The following is a 19558-nucleotide window of genomic DNA, read 5'->3' on the forward strand; positions in this document are numbered from 1 at the left end:
TATGTATCGAACCACTATTGACGGAAAAGAAATCATTATTACGTTAGCACCAAAAATCAGAAAAGAAATTACTGATAGAAATCCACTATATGAAGCGGTATTTCAGAATGCAGCAAGATTACTACAAACAAAGCAACCAACGTTTGCTGTAAACCATGAAATATTTGGACTTATCATTGGAGAGGTACAAAGAGGAGAAGTAACAGTGTTTGCGGTGGAACATATTATTCCGAAGCAAAATATATTTGGACCGAACAATTTTTTCTCGACAATAGAGCAACAGGCAAATTTGTAAAGCGTATAGAATAAGATATAGAAGAGAAATAGTCGTAACGATATGTTGCGACTATTTCTTTTGAAAAGGGGGAAGGAAGATGAAGAGGGTGGGGAAAGAGTTCTTTTTACAACATGATATCGTTATTATGTATAGTATTTTATTTGTTTTTATCATTATTTTAAAAATGAAATTTTTCACATGGATCGGTTTGTTATCCTGTTTGTTTGGTATTATTTTTTATACACTAAACGAATATATGACACACCGGTTTTTATTTCATTTAAAACCACCTAAAAACGTATTTTTATTAAAAATGCTAAGAAGATTACATTATGACCATCACGTATATCCAGATGATTTAAAACTGTTATTTTTACCTGTATGGTTTAGTATACCGAGCTTTACTATATATTTACTTATATCATATGCTATAACAAAAAGTGTTACTATTGCACTTTCGTTCGGAATTGGAATGATTATTATGCTTCTCGTTTATGAATGGAAACATTATATTGCACATAAGCCAATACGTCCTGTTACTAAGTTTGGAAGATGGCTAAAAAAACAGCACATATTACACCATTATAAAAATGAAAAGTTTTGGTTTGGTGTTTCAAATCCAGTATTCGATTTCATATTTGGAACGCTTAAAGATGGAAAAGATGTTGAATTAAGCGAAACAGCTCGTAATTTAGAAAAGGAAAAAAAGAAAAAAGTAGTGCGTTAAGCACTGCTTTTGTTTTAATGAGGAAAAAATAAGTAAGGTGTCACTTTATTTTGAAAAAGTATATTAAAAACTTAGGGGAAAATGCCGAAAAATGTCTATCGAAAAATCTTTGCAGGAATGTATGGATTGTCTAAAATGAAAATAAGTTTCTGAATATTTATAAAATTTAGTCTTTAGGTATACAAGGGGGAATTGTATTTCTAGTAAGAGAGGGGATAAGAGAATGAAAAGAGATGATACGTCAGCACGTAAGTTACAAAATGAGGTGAATTATACAGAGGTTGTTCAGTCAGAAGAATTTCAATTGTTATTAAATAAGAAAAAGAAGTTTATCGTTCCAATGAGTATTTTCTTTTTAAGTTTTTTTATTGCGTTACCTATTTTAACATCGTATTCAAAGGTACTCAATACACCGGCATTTGGTGATGTTACGTGGGCGTGGGTATTTGCTTTTGCACAATTTATTATGACTTGGGCTTTATGTATGATTTATAGCAAAAAGGCGGAATCCTTTGATGAAATCTCGCAAAAAATTCTACAAAATATGCAAAAAGGGAGGGGCTGAACTTGAATACGACGGCATTTGCACTATTTTTAATTATTGTCCTTGGTACGCTCGTCATAACCTATTTTGCATCGAAAAAAACGAAAAATGCGAGTGAGTTTTATACAGCTGGAGGGGGATTAACTGGTTGGCAAAATGGTCTGGCCATTGCGGGAGATTATATGTCTGCTGCGTCTTTTCTTGGTATAGCTGGAGCGATCGCATTAACTGGGTTTGATGGTTTCTTTTATAGTATCGGCTTTTTAGTTGCTTATTTAGTTGTTCTATACCTTGTCGCAGAACCGCTAAGGAATTTAGGGAAGTACACGTTAGCGGATATGATTGCGGCGCGTTTTGACGCGAAAAAAGTTCGCGGAGTTGCAGCGCTTAATACGATGACGATTTCAATTTTTTATATGATTGCACAATTAGTTGGGGCGGGTGCACTTATTAAGTTATTATTAGGGATCGAATATACAACATCCGTTTTAATTGTTGGTACATTAATGACAGTGTACGTTATTTTTGGCGGAATGACCGCGACGAGCTGGGTACAAATTGTTAAGGCTGTATTACTTATGGCTGGTACATTTATTATTTCTGTTATCGTTTTCGCAAAATTTAATTTTAGTGTGACGGAAATGTTCGCGCAAATGAAAACAGCAACTCCGTTAAAAGAGTCGTTTTTAAATCCCGGTGTAAAGTATAAAGATGGTCTTGATACGCTATCTTTAAATTTAGGACTAGTTCTTGGTACGGCAGGGTTACCACATATTCTTGTCCGCTTTTTTACAGTACGTGATGCAAAAACGGCACGTCAATCTGTCGTATATGCGACATGGTTAATTGGCGCATTTTATATTATGACGATTTTCTTAGGATTTGGGGCAGCGGCGTTTGTAGGAAATGAGGCAATTATGAAAGCAAATCCAGCTGGTAATATGGCAGCACCTTTATTAGCGAAAGCATTGGGCGGAGATTTCTTATTTGCTTTCGTATCAGCAATTGCCTTTGCAACGATTTTAGCTGTAGTGGCAGGCCTTGTATTAACAGCAGCATCCGCATTCGCACATGATTTTTATAATGAAATTATCCGTAAGGGGAAATCAACGGAAAAAGAGCAAGTATCCATGGCTCGTTATGCGTCTATTGGAGTAGCTGTATTATCTATTATACTAGCGTTATTTGCTCAAACGTTGAACGTAGCATTTTTAGTTTCGTTAGCATTTGCAGTTGCAGCGAGTGCTAACTTGCCAGTTATATTATTCACAATATATTGGAAGCGCTTCAATACAACAGGTGCCATCTCTGGTATGATTGCTGGTCTTGTATCAGCTATTGTTCTTGTAGCGTTAAGCCCAAATGTATGGAACCCTGTAGCTGGAAAAGCTATATTTGTTGGGGAAGCGATATTCCCATATACGACACCTGGAATTATTTCGATTCCGCTTGGATTTCTTGCAGCGTATTTAGGAACCGTTTTATCTAGTAAGAAAGAAGATGCAGCGAAATTTGATGAAATTCTTGTGAAATCTAATACTGGGCATGGTATTAGTGACGTGTCTTCGCATTAAAAAAGAGGAGCTTTTCGATAGATAAGAAAAGCTCCTTTTTCTTTTGTCATTTTCTTGTAAATAATACTGCTTTGTAAGTAGGATTTGTCTTAATTTTGTGGAATGAAAATAAGCAGGGAGAAATTTAAATCATCATGGTACCAGCGCAGCTTTTGTGAAAAATAAGTTGTTATGGAAGGTGGAAGAAATGATGAAAACGAAACAGACTGATGAATTATTAGCAAAAGATGAGCAATATGTTTGGCACGGAATGCGTCCCTTTAGTCCAAATAGTACAATGGTAGGGGCAAAAGCAGAAGGGTGCTGGGTTGAAGATATACAAGGAAAAAGATATTTAGATGGTATGAGTGGTCTTTGGTGTGTGAATAGTGGATATGGCAGAAAAGAGCTTGCAGAAGCGGCATATAAGCAATTACAAACATTATCATACTTTCCGATGTCACAATCACATGAACCGGCTATAAAGCTTGCAGAAAAATTAAATGAATGGCTTGGAGGAGAGTATGTTATTTTCTTCTCTAATAGTGGTTCGGAAGCGAACGAAACAGCTTTTAAAATAGCAAGACAATACTATGCGCAAAAAGGTGAACCACATCGTTATAAATTTATGTCACGTTACCGCGGCTATCATGGGAATACAATGGCAACGATGGCAGCGACAGGGCAAGCGCAGCGTAGATATCAATATGAGCCATTTGCTTCAGGATTTTTACATGTAACGCCGCCAGATTGTTATCGTATGCCTGGAATAGAAAGAGAGAACATTTATGATGTAGAATGTGTAAAAGAAGTAGATCGGGTCATGACATGGGAACTAAGTGAAACGATTGCAGCTTTTATTATGGAACCAATTATTACAGGCGGAGGCATTTTAATGCCGCCACAAGACTATATGAAAGCTGTTCATGAAACGTGTCAAAAACACGGTGCCTTGCTCATTAGCGATGAAGTGATTTGCGGTTTTGGGCGTACAGGAAAGGCATTTGGATTTATGAATTATGATGTGAAACCAGATATTATTACAATGGCAAAAGGGATTACGAGTGCATATTTACCATTATCAGCAACAGCTGTGAAAAAAGAAATATATGAAGAATTTAAAGGAAAAGGAGAATATGAATTTTTCCGCCACATTAATACATTTGGTGGGAATCCTGCAGCTTGTGCATTAGCACTTAAAAACTTAGAGATCATGGAAAATGAAAATTTAATTGAGCGATCTGCACAAATGGGCTCGCTTTTATTAGAGCAATTAAAAGAAGAAATTGGAGAACATCCACTTGTAGGGGATATTAGAGGAAAAGGACTACTAGTTGGAATTGAACTAGTAAATGATAAAGAGACGAAAGAGCCAATTGATAACGACAAAATTGCAAGTGTTGTAAATGCTTGTAAAGAAAAAGGGTTAATTATAGGACGAAACGGTATGACAACAGCAGGATATAATAACGTCTTGACATTAGCACCACCACTTGTTATTTCAAGTGAAGAAATTGCTTTCGTTGTGGGAACGTTGAAGACAGCGATGGAACGTATTTAATGAATGAAGCGAGCTGTAATATACAGCTCGCTTTTGTTTATGATGTCAAATATGATAAATTTTCAAAGAGAGGGGAATTTATTATGAAGAAATATGAACCTAGTAAACATTATCACATCGGATATTATGAAGATGGATATGATTTAGAAGTGACAGCGTACAAAAGAATACATGAACCAGTTTGGGATGCGTATATTCCACACTATGAGGTAGACGATTTTTATAAGAAAGTGGAGGAAATTAAATTAGGTGAATATATAGATAATTATGGCATTGTGGTGTATTCATTTCGTAATAATATTGATGATGATGAAGCACGAATTATTTTTGAAAAATGGTTAAAAAAGAACAGTATTGTTTAAAGATAAAACAAAAAAGGAGATTGCTATCTTATAAGATAGCAATCTCCTTTTTATTAAAATTATTTACTTGCTTTCATTGCTTTATCTTTTGCACCAAAAGTATATTTTAACATTGGTGGTGTAATCATTGTAGTTAAAATAACGACAATAACAATTGCTGTAAAGTAATCTTGTGCTAGTAGTCCAGAAGAAAGTCCTGTACCTGCGATGATAAGTGCAACTTCACCACGAGAAACCATTCCAGAACCGATAATTGCAGAAGACTTAGCGTCAAATCCAGTCATTCGTGCACCTAAGCCACAACCGATTAATTTCGTTAATACAGCGATTACTGTTAATGCTAAGATGAACCAAATTTGATCGCCAATACCGTCAAATGTAATATTCATACCGATACTTACGAAGAATACTGGAACGAACATAGCGTAAGCGATTGGCTCTACTTTCTTTTCTACTTCATGTTTGTAGTTCGTTTGAGAAATAGCGATACCAGCTGCGAAAGCACCGATAATACCAGCAATTCCTAATAGTTCGCCGAAATATGCGAATGAGAAACAGATGATAAGAGCCGCGCTCACGATAGACTCAGATACGCGTAGCGGTGATAACCAGCGCATAATCGCAGGAACACCTTTCCATCCGATTAAAATAATAGAAGCGAAGAATACAACTTTCTTCAAGATAATCATTGTTAAGTTAACATCGTCTGTACCTAGGAAACTCATTGCAAATGCTAATAAAATAACGACAAGAATGTCATCAAATACAGCTGCGCCCAGCATAGTTGTACTTTCACGTGTTTTCATCTTTCCTAAATCACGAAGTGTTTGTACGGAAATACTAACACTTGTTGCACATAGAAGTAATCCTAAAAATACAGCATTTCCTTGTTCCATTCCCATAATAAGACCAGAAACGTAACCACCTACGAATGGAAGAATGATACCTCCAAGTGCAACAGCTAAAGAAGAATTACGATTTGCGTTTAATTCCTCTAAGTCTGTTTCAAGACCGGCCATAAACATTAAAAGAATAACCCCAACATTACTTAATTGTGTCAGAAGTTCTGAATTTTCAATCCAACCTAATACAGCTGGACCGATAACGATACCGACAATTAATTTACCGAGTACAGAAGGCTGGCCTAATCTAACACTAAGATCACCAGCAAGCTTTGTACTTAATAAAATAAGTGCAATTTGAAAGAAAAATTCGAATTCCATTGGATCCTCTCCTTATCATTTTTATTTTTATCATACGATTTCTCGGAATTTGCCTAATGAAAATATGTAAAACCCATTAAACAAAGGGTCTGATTACAAGTTCTTTTGAACTCGTAATTTGAACCTGTAATTAATATATAATAGATTTTACAAAAAATCAATGAAAAAATGGGAGCTTTTTTACGGAGAACTTGTGTTATTGCGGATATAGGTATAAGAGTGGCATGTGAATTTTGTATGTATGAAACAGTATGAAGTCCTTTTCTATTACAAATAATAAAGCCTAAATACGATTTCACGAATTATAACAGTGAAAGGGAGGGCTTATCATTTGAAGTCATTAAAAAACAACTTGTCTATCGTTGCTTTAGGTGGAGTAAATGAAATAGGGAAAAATATGTATGCTATTCAATATGAAAATGATATTGTCGTTATTGATTGCGGATCTAAATTTCCAGATGAAAGTTTATTAGGAATTGATTTAATCATTCCAGACGTCACATACTTACAAGAAAATAAAGAAAAAATTCGCGGATTAGTAGTAACGCATGGACATGAAGATCATATTGGCGGAATACCATATTTTTTAAAACAACTAAACGTACCAATCTATGCGACGAAGTTAACGTTAGGTTTAATTGAAATTAAATTAAAGGAACATAACCTTCAAAATGATACAGAATTAATCGTTATTCATTCAGAATCAGAAATTGATTTCGGTGCTATTAAGACAACTTTTTTTAAAACGAATCATAGCATTCCAGATTGCCTTGGTATTGCTTTCCATACACCAGAAGGTACTGTAGTACATACAGGTGATTTTAAATTTGATTTAACACCAGTAAATAACCAACAGCCTGATATTCATAAAATGGCTAAAATAGGTAGTGAAGGCGTGCTAGCTTTATTATCTGAAAGTACAAATGCAGAACGACCAGGATTTACTCCATCAGAAAGGTCGGTAGGGGAACGGGTAGAAGAAATATTTATGAAAGCAAATAGGAAAGTGATTATTTCTACTTTTGCTTCTAATGTGAATCGTGTTCAGCAAATAGTTGAAGCTTGTATAAAAACAAATCGAAAACTGGCTTTACTCGGGAGAAGTATGGTAAATGTAGTAGAAGTTGCTCTAGAGAAAGGGTATCTAAATATTCCAGATGGTATGTTAATTGAAGCAAGTGAGGTAAATCGTTTAGATCCAAAGCAGGTTGCAATCCTTTGTACAGGAAGCCAAGGAGAACCAATGGCAGCTTTAGCGCGGTTAGCTAGTGGAAACTATAGGCAAGTGGATGTTTTACCAGAAGATACGGTTATTATAGCGGCAACGCCTATTCCGGGAAATGAACGTAACGTTTCACGAATTATAGATAATTTATTCGCATTAGGAGCAAAAGTAATTTACGGATCAGGTAGTTCTACTGGAGTCCATGTATCTGGTCATGCGTATCAAGAAGAATTGAAATTAATGCTTGCTTTAATGAAACCAAAATATTTTATCCCCATTCATGGAGAGTTTAGAATGCTACATCACCATAGCTTGCTAGCGGAATCAATTGGTGTCGAAAAAGAAAATATCTTTATCGTTCGTAATGGAGATGTTGTAGATATAAGTAATGAAGTGGCAATTCAATCGAGAAAAATACAAGCAGGAAATATATATGTAGATGGATTAGGAATTGGTGATGTTGGAAATGCATTATTACGTGATCGAAAACAACTTTCAGAAGATGGAATGCTCGTTATAGTTATTACTTTTAATAAAGTGGATGGAGAAATAATTTCAGGTCCTGATATTATTTCCCGTGGATTCGTCTATGTTCGTGATTCAGAAGAATTTTTGAAGGAATTAAATAAATTAGCTGTTATTACGATTAATAATGTAAAGAAAGAGAAAGTGAATAGCTGGGGTATTTTGAAAAGAGAAGTAAGAGAAGCTTTAGGGAAGTATATATATACGAATACGAAAAGAAAGCCGATGATTCTTCCTATAATTATAGAGGTGTAATAATGAATAAAAAGAATTCTCTTAAGAGAATTCTTTTTTGTTTTGAAAACAGAATGAACATATAATGAAGTAAATAGGAATGGAAGGGAATAAAAGATGTTATTAAATAAACGTTTTACAATTGGAGAAATGGCAAAAATGCATAATATAGCGGAATCTACTTTACGTTATTATGATGAAAAAGGAATATTTCATCCGTCCATTGTGGACCCACAAACAAATTATCGCTATTACACAATCGATCAATTTTCACTATTAGATACGATTAAGTTTTTACGCCAATTAAATATTCCATTAAAGGAAATTAAGAAATATATTGATGAAAGAAATCCAGCATACGCACTCAATTTGTTGGAAAAACAACAAGAAATGATGTTGAAAAAACAAAGAGAAATTGAGTACGCTTTGGCGAAAATGGAGCATAGAATTCATTTGATTAAGGAAGCAACAAAAGCAAAAGCTAAACAAATGGTAGTGAAAGAGATCCCGCGTCGAAAAATTACAGCAATTGCGGTTGCTCCAAATACGACGGATGACATGTTTGAGTACTACATCCATTCGTTGCAAAAAAATATGAGACAAATGGATGATAGTTTATTTTCTGGAGATATTGGTGTAACTGTTTCGAAAAAAGGATTTATGCAAAATGAGTTTCAAGCGTATAGTAGCGTGTTTATTCTTTTGGATTATATGCCGTATGAAGTGCATAATTCAGATGAGATTAAGGAAGGTTTATATGCTTGTTCTTATCATCATGGACCGTATGAAGAAACAGATGCAACGTATAAGGAATTACTTGCATACATTGATCAAAAAGGATATGAAGTAAGTGGAGATGCGATTGAGATTGGATTAATCGATTGGTCTGTAACAGAAAATCCAGAGGAGCAAGTAACAGAAATTCAAATTCCTGTAGTGAAAAAATAAGGTAAAAACCTTTGAACTGATGACAAATTTATATTCGTTAATATAATTCAGTTACCTATTTTTTAATTCTCTCTTGACCTTCAAGTTACTTTAAGGTTTAAACTGTGAACAGAGCGTTGAAAAAAGGAGCAAAATAGTATGGAAGTAACAGAAAAATTAAGAGAAAAACCAATTAAAAGTTTATTTATCACTTATTTAATACCAGCCGTTCTCGGAATGGTATTAATGTCAGTTAATATTGTGATTGACGCGGTTATGATTAGTAGGGGAGTTGGAGCGAACGGATTAGCAGGAGTAAACGTGGCTATTCCAGCGTTTTCAATTTTCTTCTCTATTTCATTATGGATTGGAATGGGAGGGGCAACGTTATATTCCATTGCGCTAGGTGAAAATAAAATAGAAAGAGCAAGGTCTATTTTTACTCAATCCATGACAGTGGCAGTCATTATCGTAGGCGTTTTAGCGGCGATTTGCTTATGGAGAATAGAAGACTTAGCATACTTATTCGGTGCAAACGAAGTGATTTTACCGTATGCATTAGACTATTTACACGTATTATTAACATTTGGAATGATATACGTTTTAGAAAATATTTTAAGTACATTTATACGAAATGATGGAAATCCTAATTTAGCAATGGCAGGTTTAGTTGTAACAGCTGTATTAAATATAGTGTTTGACTATATCTTTATTTTCATCTTTAAATGGGGCGTAACAGGAGCTGCTTCAGCAACTATTCTTTCGGCAGCGATTGGTTTCCTTGTATTATTAACGCACTTCTTGAGAAAAAGTAGTATTTTAAAGTGGACGAAATTCCATTTTGAATGGGATACGATTAAACAAATTATGATAATCGGGTTTCCGAGCTTTATAACAGAAAGTACAGTGGCAATCGTAACGATTGGTTTTAATATAGCATTCGTTCAATATGCAGGAGAAGTAGGCGTAGCTTCCTATGCGATGGTAAACAGCATTCATGCGATGACATTACTATTATTCTTCGGTGTAGGTGCTGCATTGCAACCAATTGCTAGTTTCCATTACGGTGCAAATTTATCAGAAAGATTACGTGAAGGATTACAGTTTGCTGTGAAAATTGCAGTTATACTTGGCGGCGTTGCGATAATTGTCGGATTATTCTTCGGGAAATATATTATTGGCCTATTTGATGTCCAATCTCCACAATTATTGGAGTTAACACTAACAGGTATTAGTTTGTTCTTTATCCAATACGTATTTTTAGGCTATAACATTGTGTATGGAGAGTACTTCCAATCAGTACGACAAACGAAGAAATCAGTACTGATTATAATGAGCCGAGGGCTACTATTTATTATTCCATTATTATGGATTATGCCAAAGTTATTTGGGATAAACGGAATTTGGCTCGTTATGCCAGTAGCTGAAGTAATAACAGCGATTATCTTATTTACGATGAATCGTATGAAACATCCTGTTCCATTAAACATGGCAGGAGAGAAGGAAGTAATATAATGAAGAAAATCCCCTTGAGCAAGTAAGGGGATTTTTTATTTTTTTAAACTAATAGCAAAAGATCCATCAATTTCTTGAACAGAAGCAAAGGCAACATTTTTAATGTTTGTAATTCCTTTTTCTTTTAATTCTTTATATAACCATTTTTCGTCCTTATGAATTAACTTTAAGTTATCGTATTGAATTTGCGAATCAACAATAAGGGCAATTGGTAATCCAGCATACTTAACATCTATGTTCAAATCTTTCGGAGTTAATGGGACAAGTTCACGCTTTGGTAAAATACTAATGGCTCCATTTGCTTCTAAAATAGCGTATTCAATTTCATGAACACTTGGATATCCTGCGACGCGAAGGTTAGAAAGTAATTCAGCAATGGGATATCTACTTTTTTGTAAGTTCTCAAAAATAATGTCACCATGTTTAATTAAAATAATGGGGTGCCCGAGAATAAAACGATTTAGTTTGTTGAATAGGCTTAATTTTGTAAGGATTAAATGCAAACATGTAATAACGACCATACCGAGAAAAGCTTGCAAAGCACCAGAGACTGGTATGGCCTGAAAAGCTAAATAAGATAAAAAGATAATCGCACCAAAATCATGAGGAGTTAGTTGTGCTAAAGCTGATTTACCAAGCATCTTAAGTGATAGTAAAAATAAGATAAAAAAGAACGATACGTTACATAAAAAGAGAAGCAATAGAGACACTCCTTCGTGCAAAGTTGTACTTACTGTTCCCGAAAGGAATATAAATATTACTTTTTAGAGGATAAATTAGGGTGAATTGGAATTTGTCCGTATACAAACAAATAAATGGATATTATCATAAAAGAAGCAAAGAACATAGGAGTATATGGATATGAAAAAGAAGAAAATAATGAAGTATATGATAGGAATTATAATGGTTTGCGCCGTTTATGTGGGATTTTTACAATATAACATTTATAAGCATGGGCAAATGAATGCGACCTATGAAGCTGATTATATCATTGTATTAGGCTCGAAAGTAAACGGAACGAAACCATCGTACTCATTGCAATATCGTATTGATAAAGCAGCTGAGTATTTGAAAGCACATGAGAAAGCAATTGCTATTGTGTCTGGAGGGAAAGGAAAAGGAGAAGATATTTCAGAAGCATTAGCAATGAAAAATGAATTAATGAAACTAAATATTGCAGAAGACCGCATTATTATGGAAGATAAGTCAACGAGTACAGATGAAAATATTAAATTCTCAAAACCTTTAATTCCGGACAATATGAAAAAAGGAATGATCGTAACAAACGATTTCCACATGTTTAGAGCGAAAAAAATAGCAGCTAAGCAAGGTTTACAATTAGAAGGTCTTCCGGCCGAAACACCGAAGCGAATTGTCATTCCATCGAATATACGAGAGTATTTAGCTATTACGCAATATTGGTTTATGAATCGAATATAGTGAAAGTGATCCCGCCTAGCATTATAGGCGGGATTTTTTGAGGGGAATCTTACAAATATGTCATCTTAATGAAAGGTAAAGCGATAGTTTCTAGAATGGATTCCTGACATAATGAAGATAACAAAAACTATTTAGAGGTGAATCGGATGAAAGGAAATAATATATTATCTTCACTATGTTACTTTAGTATCTTTTTTGCCCCATTTTTATTACCAATTATCGTGTACTTCGTTGCAGAGGATGAAGTGAAATATCACGCGAAAAAAGCATTTTGGTCACATATTTTCCCATATGCAATTTTATTCGGAGGGGTAGCGATATCAGGAATATACGGTTTAGGATTCAATCAATCTGATGGTGCTGGAATTGGGATCATGATCACATATGCAGTGTTCATTCTTGTAGGAATTTATTACTTCATTTGGAATATCGTAAAAGGTGTTAAAGTGTTGAAAACAGCGTAATAAGATAAGGAATAATTCGGAGTGAGTTTGTCATTATTTGTCGGTAAGTCGATATTCTTTGTCGAATCGACGATATATTTGAAAAATCGTCGATATAGTGCAGGGAATCGTTGATATATTGAAAAAATCGACGATATAATTTCATTTACCGTATTAATAGATCTTTTAAAAAGAGCAATTCAAAAGAATTGCTCTTTTTGTGCTTATAAGTTGTGAATATTGGAAAAGATATGTTAATTTTTCATTATGAAGAGAAAAAGGAGTGATTTTCATGAATGAGATGATACATAAAATGGAGCAACACGTTTCAGTTCGTAAATATAAAGAAGAGTCCATTCCGAAAGATGTAGTAGAAAGAATGGTGCAAGCTGGGCAGCATGCTGCGTCCTCTCATTTTGTACAGGCCTATTCTGTTATATATGTAACCGATCAAGACTTAAAGGCGAAACTAGCAGAGTTGTCTGGAAATCGTCATGTGAAAGATTGCGCAGCATTCTTTGTTTGTTGTGCAGATTTAAAACGACTTGAAATGGCATGTGAAAAACATGGTACAGAGATAAAGCATGAAGGAGTAGAAGACTTTATCGTAGCAACGGTAGATGCTTCACTTTTTGCGCAAAACTTAGCGTTAGCAGCAGAATCGTTAGGATACGGTATTTGTTATATTGGTGGTATTCGTAATAATCCGAGAGAAGTGAGCGAATTGCTTCATTTACCGGATAAAGTATATCCTGTATTCGGAATGACAGTCGGTGTACCAGATGAAGATCATGGAGTAAAACCACGCTTACCAGTAGCAGCAATCCTTCATGAAAATGAATATGATGAAAAGAAATATGATGAATTACTAAACGAATACGATGAAACGATGAGCGCGTATTATAAAGAAAGATCATCAAACAAGAAAAGCGTAACATGGACGGAATCAATGAGTTCATTTATGTCTAAAGAAAAAAGAATGCACATGAAAGAGTTTTTAAATGAGAGAGGATTAAATAAGAAATGAGTAAAGAGGCAAACCTGTGATGTAGGTTTGCCTTTTTTGGAGGAGAAAGGTGATTGTCTTCGAATAAGTATAGGGGGAGGGGATAATATGAAAAAAGCTTTAATCTTTTTATTTGATGGATTTGCAGAATTTGAAGTGAATATAGCGAGTTTATTTTTGATAAGTAAGCAATTTGAAATAATAACAGCAACTGTAGACGGAAAAACAGTTACAGGAGAAGGCGGTTTTTTGTGTCAACCACATGTCTCTATTGAGCAAATTAAAATAGAGGACTATGAAGTGTTTATCGTACCAGGCGGACATATTTTTGATCATTTAGAAAATGAACAATTGTTATCTATTGTGAACAAATTACATAAGCAAAATAAATGGATAGCGGGTATTTGTGCCGGAACATCTTTATTACATGCAGCAGGGGTGCTGAATAAGAAGAAATTCTCAACATCATTAACATCAGATGAAAAACAATTAGCTCATTTACATGAATGGGAATATAAACAAAACAAAGATGTAACGGTTGATGGAAAAATAATAACAGCGGTAGGGTCTGCGTACGTTGAATTTGCTACTGAAATAATGAGGCAGCTCAATTTATTTAATGAAGCTGAAGCGAAGGAGAACTTGCAATACTTTAAAAATGTAACAGAGCTTTGTGATGAAACGTTAGTATAAGTGAATAATTTAATTGTTAATACCTAAGTTCAGAATGTAGATACCACTTTCTGAACTTAGGTATTTTATTTGTTATCATATACATAAAAATTAAAAAAATTTTACAAAAGTGATAGAAAATGAGAGTGAAATGCCAATAGTAAGTAAAGGCAGCTGCTAAAGGGGAATTGAGGAAGGAAGATGTTTATGATTTTCGATTCTGAAGTGGATTTAATTATAGCTATGAAAAAACGCGATCAAGATGCTTTGAAAGAAGTGATTGATCAATATGGAAAATTAATTTTGTACATTATTCATAAATCGTTAAGTACCCCTATTGAAAAACAATATGTGGATGATTGTTATAACGATGTATTTACTGTCATTTGGTTTCATATCGATCAATTTGATATAGAAAAGGGAAACTTAAAATCTTGGATGATTGGTATTACAAAATTAAAGGCATTGGAATATAAAAAGAAAGTATATAAAGAGAATAAAATTGATAAAAACGTAGAAATAGATACAGGTATTCATGATAGATATGAAATAGAAAAAGAAGAAGAGATTATGGAAATAGTTCAAGATTTAAATAAGAAAGATCGATATATCTTTTTAAAGAGGTATATTGATGGATATTCCATTGACGACATTGCAAAAGAATTAAAAGTAACGGCGGATTATATATACAATCGAATTTCTCGTGGAAAGAAAAAAATTCAAAAACTATGGAAAGGGAGTGTGTAATATGGATAAAAGATTATTATCTATGTTAAATGAGTTCCAATATTCAGAGGAAGAAATTACACGTTTAGAGAAAGAAGCGGATGAGTCTATCAATATAGATAAGTATTATGTGAAAAACGGAGAATTATTGAAGAAATTAACGGTGCAAATGTTGGAAGAATCAGTTCGTAAAGAGTTACAAGAAGGAGAAAAAATCGAATATGAAATATTAGTGGAAGAAGGAAGTCTTGTAAATTCTAAAGTTATACCGAATATATTCACAGCAGGTGCTACCTTTTACTATTATATTGTTTTAACAAATACAAGATTACGAATTAAATCGTTAGATTGTTATTTCAAAAAAATAAATGAGTACAATGTGTTAATAAGCTCAATTCAAGCAGTTTCGCGACATAAAAAAATGAAGAATGTATATGGAATTACTATAGATAATAACTATATACAATTAGGAAGTACCGAGCATGAGCAAGAATTGAAAACTGTAATTGAGAAGCTAAAACAACGCGGGGTGAAAGAAGAGAGATATAAAGAGTTTGAAAAAAGTTGGCTGATTTTTTTCAATGTGTTTGTAATAGCGATGGGTGGGCTTCTAGTTTTAAAATATTTAATTTGAAAATAAAAAGCGGCATAATAGCCGCTTTTTATTGTTATCACGTTTAAAAATGTTGAAAACTTATCCGCCGTTATGACACATACTAAAGCACCTTCTATAACGAATGCAAACTTTCAATAAGAAGATATATGCCCGTGCAACTTAAAAGGATGTACGTAAATATTTTAAAAATCCGTTGATTAAGCCATTTGAAAATAATTTGACCTATATACAAACCTAGAAATACGATTGGAATAGCGTAAAAACTTGATTCCCAAATTGTCTTGTTTGTGCCGGTAAAGAGTATTTGCGTTAGTAGACTAATGAAATATATAAATAGATAAAAAGCTAAAGTAGTTGCTCTCAGCTTCTCTTTTTTTGTATCAGTTCCTGTAAAGTACAGTAACAGGGGTGGTCCTGGCATACCGATACTTGTCGTTAAAAGACCGGATAATCCGCCAACTATGAAATCTCTAGATTTTGTTGATTGAATCTTAAAGTTACAGATTAGCATCAAAGTTAATAGTAAGAGTAGGATGCTAATTGCTAATTTAAATGTGTTGATGTTAATAGAAGTGAAAATGATAATACCAAAAGGAACACCAACTATACTGCCGAAAATTAATCTTTTCAGTAGAATACAATCAATGTCCATTCTTATTTTCCAAATGAGTGATATAGAAATAATGAATGATAAAATGATATTTATTTGTATAGCTTCTTGTGGTAGAAATAACATGAGTAAGAAAGGTGTTGCCATAATAGAAAAGCCAAAACCGGTACTTGTTTGTAAAATAGAAGCTACTAATATAATACAAATGAACATGAATATAGTATTCAAAAAAGCCCCCCTACATAATCAAATTTCATTAATATTTTAACATAAAGTAAAACTTTAATCAGTGAGGGCTTACTACCTAGCAAATCGCCGCTTGTTATGTTGCGGTTAATATTCCAATGATGATCCTGTAGCCTTAAAATATTTTTCTCGTGAAGGCGTCATTACTCGGATTGCTAATAAACAGGAAAGGAAAAGGATGAGTAACGAGCTACTTATTACAGTCATTTGAACGGAAAGAAATTGTGCGGATGCTCCAATTGCTAAAATGAAAAAGATTTGGATAAAACTTTTTATGGAATCAAATACGCTATCGATACGTCCTATCATATGGATCGGGATGTTATTTTGATAAAATGTAAAAAAGCCAGTACCAGCAAATGATGAAGAAATGCCCAGTAAAATGAAACCGCCTGCCGCGACGATAAATGAATTTGAAAAGGCGAAAATTACATAACCTATTGCTGTGAAAATTGTCCCTAATCCAATACAATATTGAATTGGTAAACGTTTGGCAAAGAGAGAGACAAGAAATGAACCGGAAACGTAAGCAGCGCCAGTTATACTAACAAGCATACTGTATTCTATATCGGTTAAAAACAGTACTTGTCTTGTAAAAACAACTTCTTGTGAATCAAGTGCCATAGCGACAAGCATAGTCGCTTGAAATAAAACGAATATGAGAATAATGTACGTTTCAGTTCGAGCGAATGAAAAAACTTGTTTCCAATCACTTCGTAAAGTTTGTACGAAAGTATTTGCAACTTCTTCGTTTTGCTTTGTTTGTAACGTAATGTTAGGCAAGAAATAAATGAGAATAGTAGAAAGTAGAAAGGAAAGTGAGTTGCAGTAAATTACAAAGGATGCTGAGTGCGTGGTGAGAAGTATTCCAGCAAGAGCTGGACCGATAATGAAAGCTCCGCTTGTACAAAAGCTACTCCAAGCGTTGAATTGAGCGCGTTCTTCAGCAGGTATAAGCATTGTTTTATAAGAAAATGAAGCTGGATCGAAAAATGATGTAGCGATACGAGTTAAAAAGATAAAAATATAAATGGCCCAAATAGAATCAAATAGTGGAACGCAGCCAATGAGAACTGCTCGAATTATATCTGTGATGAGCATAATGGACCGCTTGTTTAATCGATCTACTATACTACCAGACCATATTTTTGTAACAACGGTCGCAATTGGACCGACAATCCATAATCCTGCTACAGCAGCAGGGGAGTTTGTGCTATGTAACACCATTACGTTTAGGGCGATGAGATACATAAAATCACCTAAACGAGAAATTCCTGTTCCCGACAATAATAATAATTTATTTTTCATGAGCGGCTAGACCTTTCTTTTATTGTTTTTTAATCCTGCAGGAAATAGAGTATTCCTCTTCAGAGTTTGATTGACGAGCGGTTTTGTTTTCCCAGCGTAATAAAACTTGTGTAACTTCCCAAGTAAGCTGTTGTAATTCCTCTGGAGTTAAAAATAAATGAGATACAATATGACTGCCTGTATTCGTTCCTTCTGTGCCGCTTTCTTCAATATAGAAATGAGCGGATTTTGCCTTGTAATATTTTTCAATAATTCCTCGTTTTTCTTTCGTGTCTACTAATTCAAGTAACCCTCCATCATATAGAATTTGAACGTGATAATGTACGCTACCAGCAGATTTATTTAGTTTAGTAGCTACTTGCTTTGCGGTGAGTGCTTCGTCTTTTAAAAGGTGAAGAATTTGAATACGAGTCGCATTAGAAATGAGCTTCTGTTGCTCAGCTGAAATAGTAAGTCTATCGTCAAACATTACGACATCTCCTTTCTTATAATCTAAATTTATTGTACATTCTAAAAAATTAGAACGTAAGGAAAATAAATCGTCTTTTTCCTTTATATTTCGACATAAATAAAAATAGCATGTACATAAACATGCTATTAAGTAATAGTAGATTCTTCATTAAGTTTCCCGCGATAAAACAGATAAAGCCATATAAAACTTACAAATATACAGCATGTAGCTAATAAACTACCAATCATTTGAGGAGAAAGGATTTCTAATAACCATCCTGTGATGAGCATAGATAACTGTATAAGTGAGCCATAAATAGAGTAATGAAAGGAGAAAACTTTACCAATCATATTTTCCCGCGTGTAAGTTTGAAGTAATGTCGTATCAAGTGGAACGATGATTCCTCCTGCTATGCGCATACATAGTAATGTAATGATACCGAAAATAAGTTGATCGGATAGAATGAATCCAAGAAAGAAAATGCCTTGTAGGAAGTAGGCCCAGCCAAATGCTTTTTTCATTTTTTCTTTATTATGGGATATATAAAGATTAACGAGAAAGCTTCCTATCATAAGCCCAGCTCCTTGAACCGTATATAAAATCCCAATGTTCGTGTGGAAAATTTTTTCGGCATAGATTGTTAGAAGTAGCTGATAAGCGCCGCCAATAAGCCCCCATGAAATGCCGACAACAATTAATGTTAAAATGATTTTTGTTTGCGATATATATGTATAACCATCTTTTATATCAGTCAAAAATGCTTTTTTCTTGTTACAAGTATTATGAGAAGGGATACACATACTATAAATAAAATAGGCTGAAATAAAGTATGATAGGCTATTTACTAAAAAAGCGAACTCAATATGTAAAGATTGTGCAATTATACCGCCTAAAGAAGCACCCATAATAGACATAAAACCATTCATTGTACTAGAAAGAGAGTTAGCAGTTACGAAATGATTTTCGTGTACGATGTTTTTTAAGGTTGCTTGTTTAGCTGGCTCAAATAAGCAAGAAAGTACAGATAAACATATATTAGCAATGAAAATAATTTCAATTTTATAGCTTGCGAGTATGTATGTAAGGACTAGAATTCCCCGTGTAATATCGGTGAAAATCATAATATTCTTTTTAGAAAAACGATCTACCACTCCGCCTATGAAAGGGCTAAGAAGTAGTTGTGGTAAACCTTTACTTATAAAAGTAAGTGCAATCATAAACGGAGATTCTGTTATGCTATAGACGAATGTTAATAAAGCTACTGTATGAAACCAATCTCCAAGTACACTTAATGTTTGTCCGTAAAATAGTTTGTTGAAGTTTTTATTTGTTTTAAGAAGCGTGGAATAAGAAACTGACATAAAAGA

At 33.9% G+C, this 19558-nt stretch carries 21 protein-coding genes; 15 read left to right on the forward strand and 6 right to left on the reverse strand.

The annotated features are described in order from the left end of the window. Position 1 precedes the first annotated feature (1 nt). From MR147_RS00715 to MR147_RS00740, 6 genes are all read left to right on the forward strand, one after another. Entirely contained in the window at positions 2 to 295 is a 294-nt protein-coding gene (locus tag MR147_RS00715; protein ID WP_000286373.1) for a hypothetical protein, read from the forward strand. Positions 296 to 374: 79 nt separating this feature from the next. Further along, complete coding sequence (locus tag MR147_RS00720; RefSeq protein ID WP_074610212.1) at positions 375 to 1004, forward strand: sterol desaturase family protein; 630 nt, start codon at positions 375 to 377, stop codon at positions 1002 to 1004. A 223-nt stretch (positions 1005 to 1227) separates the two neighbouring features. Then, positions 1228 to 1569 carry a DUF485 domain-containing protein gene (locus MR147_RS00725; RefSeq protein WP_000817360.1) on the forward strand — a complete coding sequence of 114 codons (342 nt, stop codon included), beginning with the start codon at positions 1228 to 1230 and terminating at the stop codon, positions 1567 to 1569. Between the two features lie 2 nt (positions 1570 to 1571). Then, on the forward strand, positions 1572 to 3122 hold the full coding sequence (locus tag MR147_RS00730; RefSeq protein WP_217695699.1) for a solute symporter family protein: 1551 nt from the start codon (positions 1572 to 1574) through the stop codon (positions 3120 to 3122). A 190-nt stretch (positions 3123 to 3312) separates the two neighbouring features. Continuing rightward, positions 3313 to 4662, forward strand: a complete 1350-nt coding sequence (locus tag MR147_RS00735) for an aspartate aminotransferase family protein (RefSeq protein WP_139302898.1) — start codon at positions 3313 to 3315, stop codon at positions 4660 to 4662. Then, positions 4662 to 5024 carry a DUF3986 family protein gene (locus tag MR147_RS00740; protein ID WP_139302899.1) on the forward strand — a complete coding sequence of 121 codons (363 nt, stop codon included), beginning with the start codon at positions 4662 to 4664 and terminating at the stop codon, positions 5022 to 5024. Before MR147_RS00735 ends, MR147_RS00740 begins: the two co-directional genes overlap by 1 nt. A 59-nt stretch (positions 5025 to 5083) precedes the next feature. Here the strand turns inward: MR147_RS00740 and MR147_RS00745 are convergent, their stop codons facing one another. Next, positions 5084 to 6247 carry a cation:proton antiporter gene (locus tag MR147_RS00745; RefSeq protein ID WP_000393887.1) on the reverse strand — a complete coding sequence of 388 codons (1164 nt, stop codon included), beginning with the start codon at positions 6245 to 6247 and terminating at the stop codon, positions 5084 to 5086. A 331-nt stretch (positions 6248 to 6578) separates the two neighbouring features. Here MR147_RS00745 and MR147_RS00750 point away from each other — a divergent pair, with 331 nt between their 5' ends. The 3 genes from MR147_RS00750 (at position 6579) to MR147_RS00760 (ending at position 10673) form a co-directional block, all read left to right on the forward strand. Beyond that, positions 6579 to 8252 carry a ribonuclease J gene (locus tag MR147_RS00750; RefSeq protein ID WP_242303554.1) on the forward strand — a complete coding sequence of 558 codons (1674 nt, stop codon included), beginning with the start codon at positions 6579 to 6581 and terminating at the stop codon, positions 8250 to 8252. Between the two features lie 96 nt (positions 8253 to 8348). After that, on the forward strand, positions 8349 to 9179 hold the full coding sequence (locus MR147_RS00755) for a MerR family transcriptional regulator (RefSeq protein WP_074610117.1): 831 nt from the start codon (positions 8349 to 8351) through the stop codon (positions 9177 to 9179). A 138-nt stretch (positions 9180 to 9317) separates the two neighbouring features. Beyond that, on the forward strand, positions 9318 to 10673 hold the full coding sequence (locus tag MR147_RS00760) for an MATE family efflux transporter (protein ID WP_074610118.1): 1356 nt from the start codon (positions 9318 to 9320) through the stop codon (positions 10671 to 10673). 35 nt (positions 10674 to 10708) lie between these two features. On the opposite strand, the gene MR147_RS00765 is transcribed toward MR147_RS00760, so the two are convergent. Next, positions 10709 to 11374: a DUF421 domain-containing protein gene (locus MR147_RS00765; protein WP_000923930.1), complete on the reverse strand. Its 666-nt coding sequence runs from the start codon at positions 11372 to 11374 to the stop codon at positions 10709 to 10711. A 187-nt stretch (positions 11375 to 11561) separates the two neighbouring features. Here MR147_RS00765 and MR147_RS00770 point away from each other — a divergent pair, with 187 nt between their 5' ends. The 6 genes from MR147_RS00770 to MR147_RS00795 all read left to right on the forward strand — a co-directional run bounded on the left by MR147_RS00770 (position 11562) and on the right by MR147_RS00795 (position 15594). Further along, positions 11562 to 12113 (forward strand): YdcF family protein, encoded by a 552-nt coding sequence (locus tag MR147_RS00770; protein WP_313897172.1) that lies wholly within the window; start codon positions 11562 to 11564, stop codon positions 12111 to 12113. Positions 12114 to 12259: 146 nt separating this feature from the next. Next, positions 12260 to 12577 carry a magnetosome magnetite crystal formation protein family gene (locus MR147_RS00775; protein ID WP_000678046.1) on the forward strand — a complete coding sequence of 106 codons (318 nt, stop codon included), beginning with the start codon at positions 12260 to 12262 and terminating at the stop codon, positions 12575 to 12577. Between the two features lie 271 nt (positions 12578 to 12848). Further along, positions 12849 to 13583: an oxygen-insensitive NADPH nitroreductase gene (nfsA, locus tag MR147_RS00780; protein ID WP_074610122.1), complete on the forward strand. Its 735-nt coding sequence runs from the start codon at positions 12849 to 12851 to the stop codon at positions 13581 to 13583. Positions 13584 to 13670: 87 nt separating this feature from the next. Continuing rightward, positions 13671 to 14255 carry a type 1 glutamine amidotransferase family protein gene (locus MR147_RS00785; RefSeq protein ID WP_074610124.1) on the forward strand — a complete coding sequence of 195 codons (585 nt, stop codon included), beginning with the start codon at positions 13671 to 13673 and terminating at the stop codon, positions 14253 to 14255. Between the two features lie 180 nt (positions 14256 to 14435). Next, positions 14436 to 14981 (forward strand): sigma-70 family RNA polymerase sigma factor, encoded by a 546-nt coding sequence (locus MR147_RS00790; protein ID WP_139302894.1) that lies wholly within the window; start codon positions 14436 to 14438, stop codon positions 14979 to 14981. A gap of 1 nt (position 14982) precedes the next feature. Further along, positions 14983 to 15594, forward strand: a complete 612-nt coding sequence (locus tag MR147_RS00795) for a flagellar motor switch protein FliG (RefSeq protein ID WP_139302895.1) — start codon at positions 14983 to 14985, stop codon at positions 15592 to 15594. A 94-nt stretch (positions 15595 to 15688) separates the two neighbouring features. Here MR147_RS00795 and MR147_RS00800 read toward each other — a convergent pair whose 3' ends face one another. The 4 genes from MR147_RS00800 to MR147_RS00815 form a co-directional block, all read right to left on the reverse strand. Next, positions 15689 to 16414, reverse strand: a complete 726-nt coding sequence (locus tag MR147_RS00800) for a sulfite exporter TauE/SafE family protein (RefSeq protein ID WP_001092069.1) — start codon at positions 16412 to 16414, stop codon at positions 15689 to 15691. 105 nt (positions 16415 to 16519) lie between these two features. After that, positions 16520 to 17740 carry an MFS transporter gene (locus tag MR147_RS00805; RefSeq protein ID WP_242303555.1) on the reverse strand — a complete coding sequence of 407 codons (1221 nt, stop codon included), beginning with the start codon at positions 17738 to 17740 and terminating at the stop codon, positions 16520 to 16522. Between the two features lie 19 nt (positions 17741 to 17759). Next, a complete protein-coding gene (locus MR147_RS00810) occupies positions 17760 to 18209 on the reverse strand; it encodes an ArsR/SmtB family transcription factor (RefSeq protein WP_046955174.1) in 450 nt (149 codons plus the stop codon). Positions 18210 to 18337: 128 nt separating this feature from the next. Further along, entirely contained in the window at positions 18338 to 19552 is a 1215-nt protein-coding gene (locus MR147_RS00815) for an MFS transporter (protein WP_074610131.1), read from the reverse strand. Positions 19553 to 19558: the final 6 nt, after the last annotated feature.

It is taken from the genome of Bacillus cereus group sp. BfR-BA-01350 (assembly GCF_022663775.1).
Lineage (GTDB): Bacteria > Bacillota > Bacilli > Bacillales > Bacillaceae_G > Bacillus_A > Bacillus_A paranthracis.

Bases quoted from the DNA above. Each gene is read 5' to 3' on its own strand.
- MR147_RS00715 (WP_000286373.1), top strand. From the start codon at position 2: ATGTATCGAACCACTATTGACGGAAAAGAAATCATTATTACGTTAGCA.
- MR147_RS00720 (WP_074610212.1), top strand. From the start codon at position 375: ATGAAGAGGGTGGGGAAAGAGTTCTTTTTACAACATGATATCGTTATT.
- MR147_RS00725 (WP_000817360.1), top strand. From the start codon at position 1,228: ATGAAAAGAGATGATACGTCAGCACGTAAGTTACAAAATGAGGTGAAT.
- MR147_RS00735 (WP_139302898.1), top strand. From the start codon at position 3,313: ATGAAAACGAAACAGACTGATGAATTATTAGCAAAAGATGAGCAATAT.
- MR147_RS00740 (WP_139302899.1), top strand. From the start codon at position 4,662: ATGAATGAAGCGAGCTGTAATATACAGCTCGCTTTTGTTTATGATGTC.
- MR147_RS00745 (WP_000393887.1), bottom strand. From the start codon at position 6,247: ATGGAATTCGAATTTTTCTTTCAAATTGCACTTATTTTATTAAGTACA.
- MR147_RS00755 (WP_074610117.1), top strand. From the start codon at position 8,349: ATGTTATTAAATAAACGTTTTACAATTGGAGAAATGGCAAAAATGCAT.
- MR147_RS00760 (WP_074610118.1), top strand. From the start codon at position 9,318: ATGGAAGTAACAGAAAAATTAAGAGAAAAACCAATTAAAAGTTTATTT.
- MR147_RS00770 (WP_313897172.1), top strand. From the start codon at position 11,562: ATGATAGGAATTATAATGGTTTGCGCCGTTTATGTGGGATTTTTACAA.
- MR147_RS00775 (WP_000678046.1), top strand. From the start codon at position 12,260: ATGAAAGGAAATAATATATTATCTTCACTATGTTACTTTAGTATCTTT.
- nfsA (WP_074610122.1), top strand. From the start codon at position 12,849: ATGAATGAGATGATACATAAAATGGAGCAACACGTTTCAGTTCGTAAA.
- MR147_RS00785 (WP_074610124.1), top strand. From the start codon at position 13,671: ATGAAAAAAGCTTTAATCTTTTTATTTGATGGATTTGCAGAATTTGAA.
- MR147_RS00790 (WP_139302894.1), top strand. From the start codon at position 14,436: ATGTTTATGATTTTCGATTCTGAAGTGGATTTAATTATAGCTATGAAA.
- MR147_RS00795 (WP_139302895.1), top strand. From the start codon at position 14,983: ATGGATAAAAGATTATTATCTATGTTAAATGAGTTCCAATATTCAGAG.
- MR147_RS00805 (WP_242303555.1), bottom strand. From the start codon at position 17,740: ATGAAAAATAAATTATTATTATTGTCGGGAACAGGAATTTCTCGTTTA.
- MR147_RS00810 (WP_046955174.1), bottom strand. From the start codon at position 18,209: ATGTTTGACGATAGACTTACTATTTCAGCTGAGCAACAGAAGCTCATT.
- MR147_RS00815 (WP_074610131.1), bottom strand. From the start codon at position 19,552: ATGTCAGTTTCTTATTCCACGCTTCTTAAAACAAATAAAAACTTCAAC.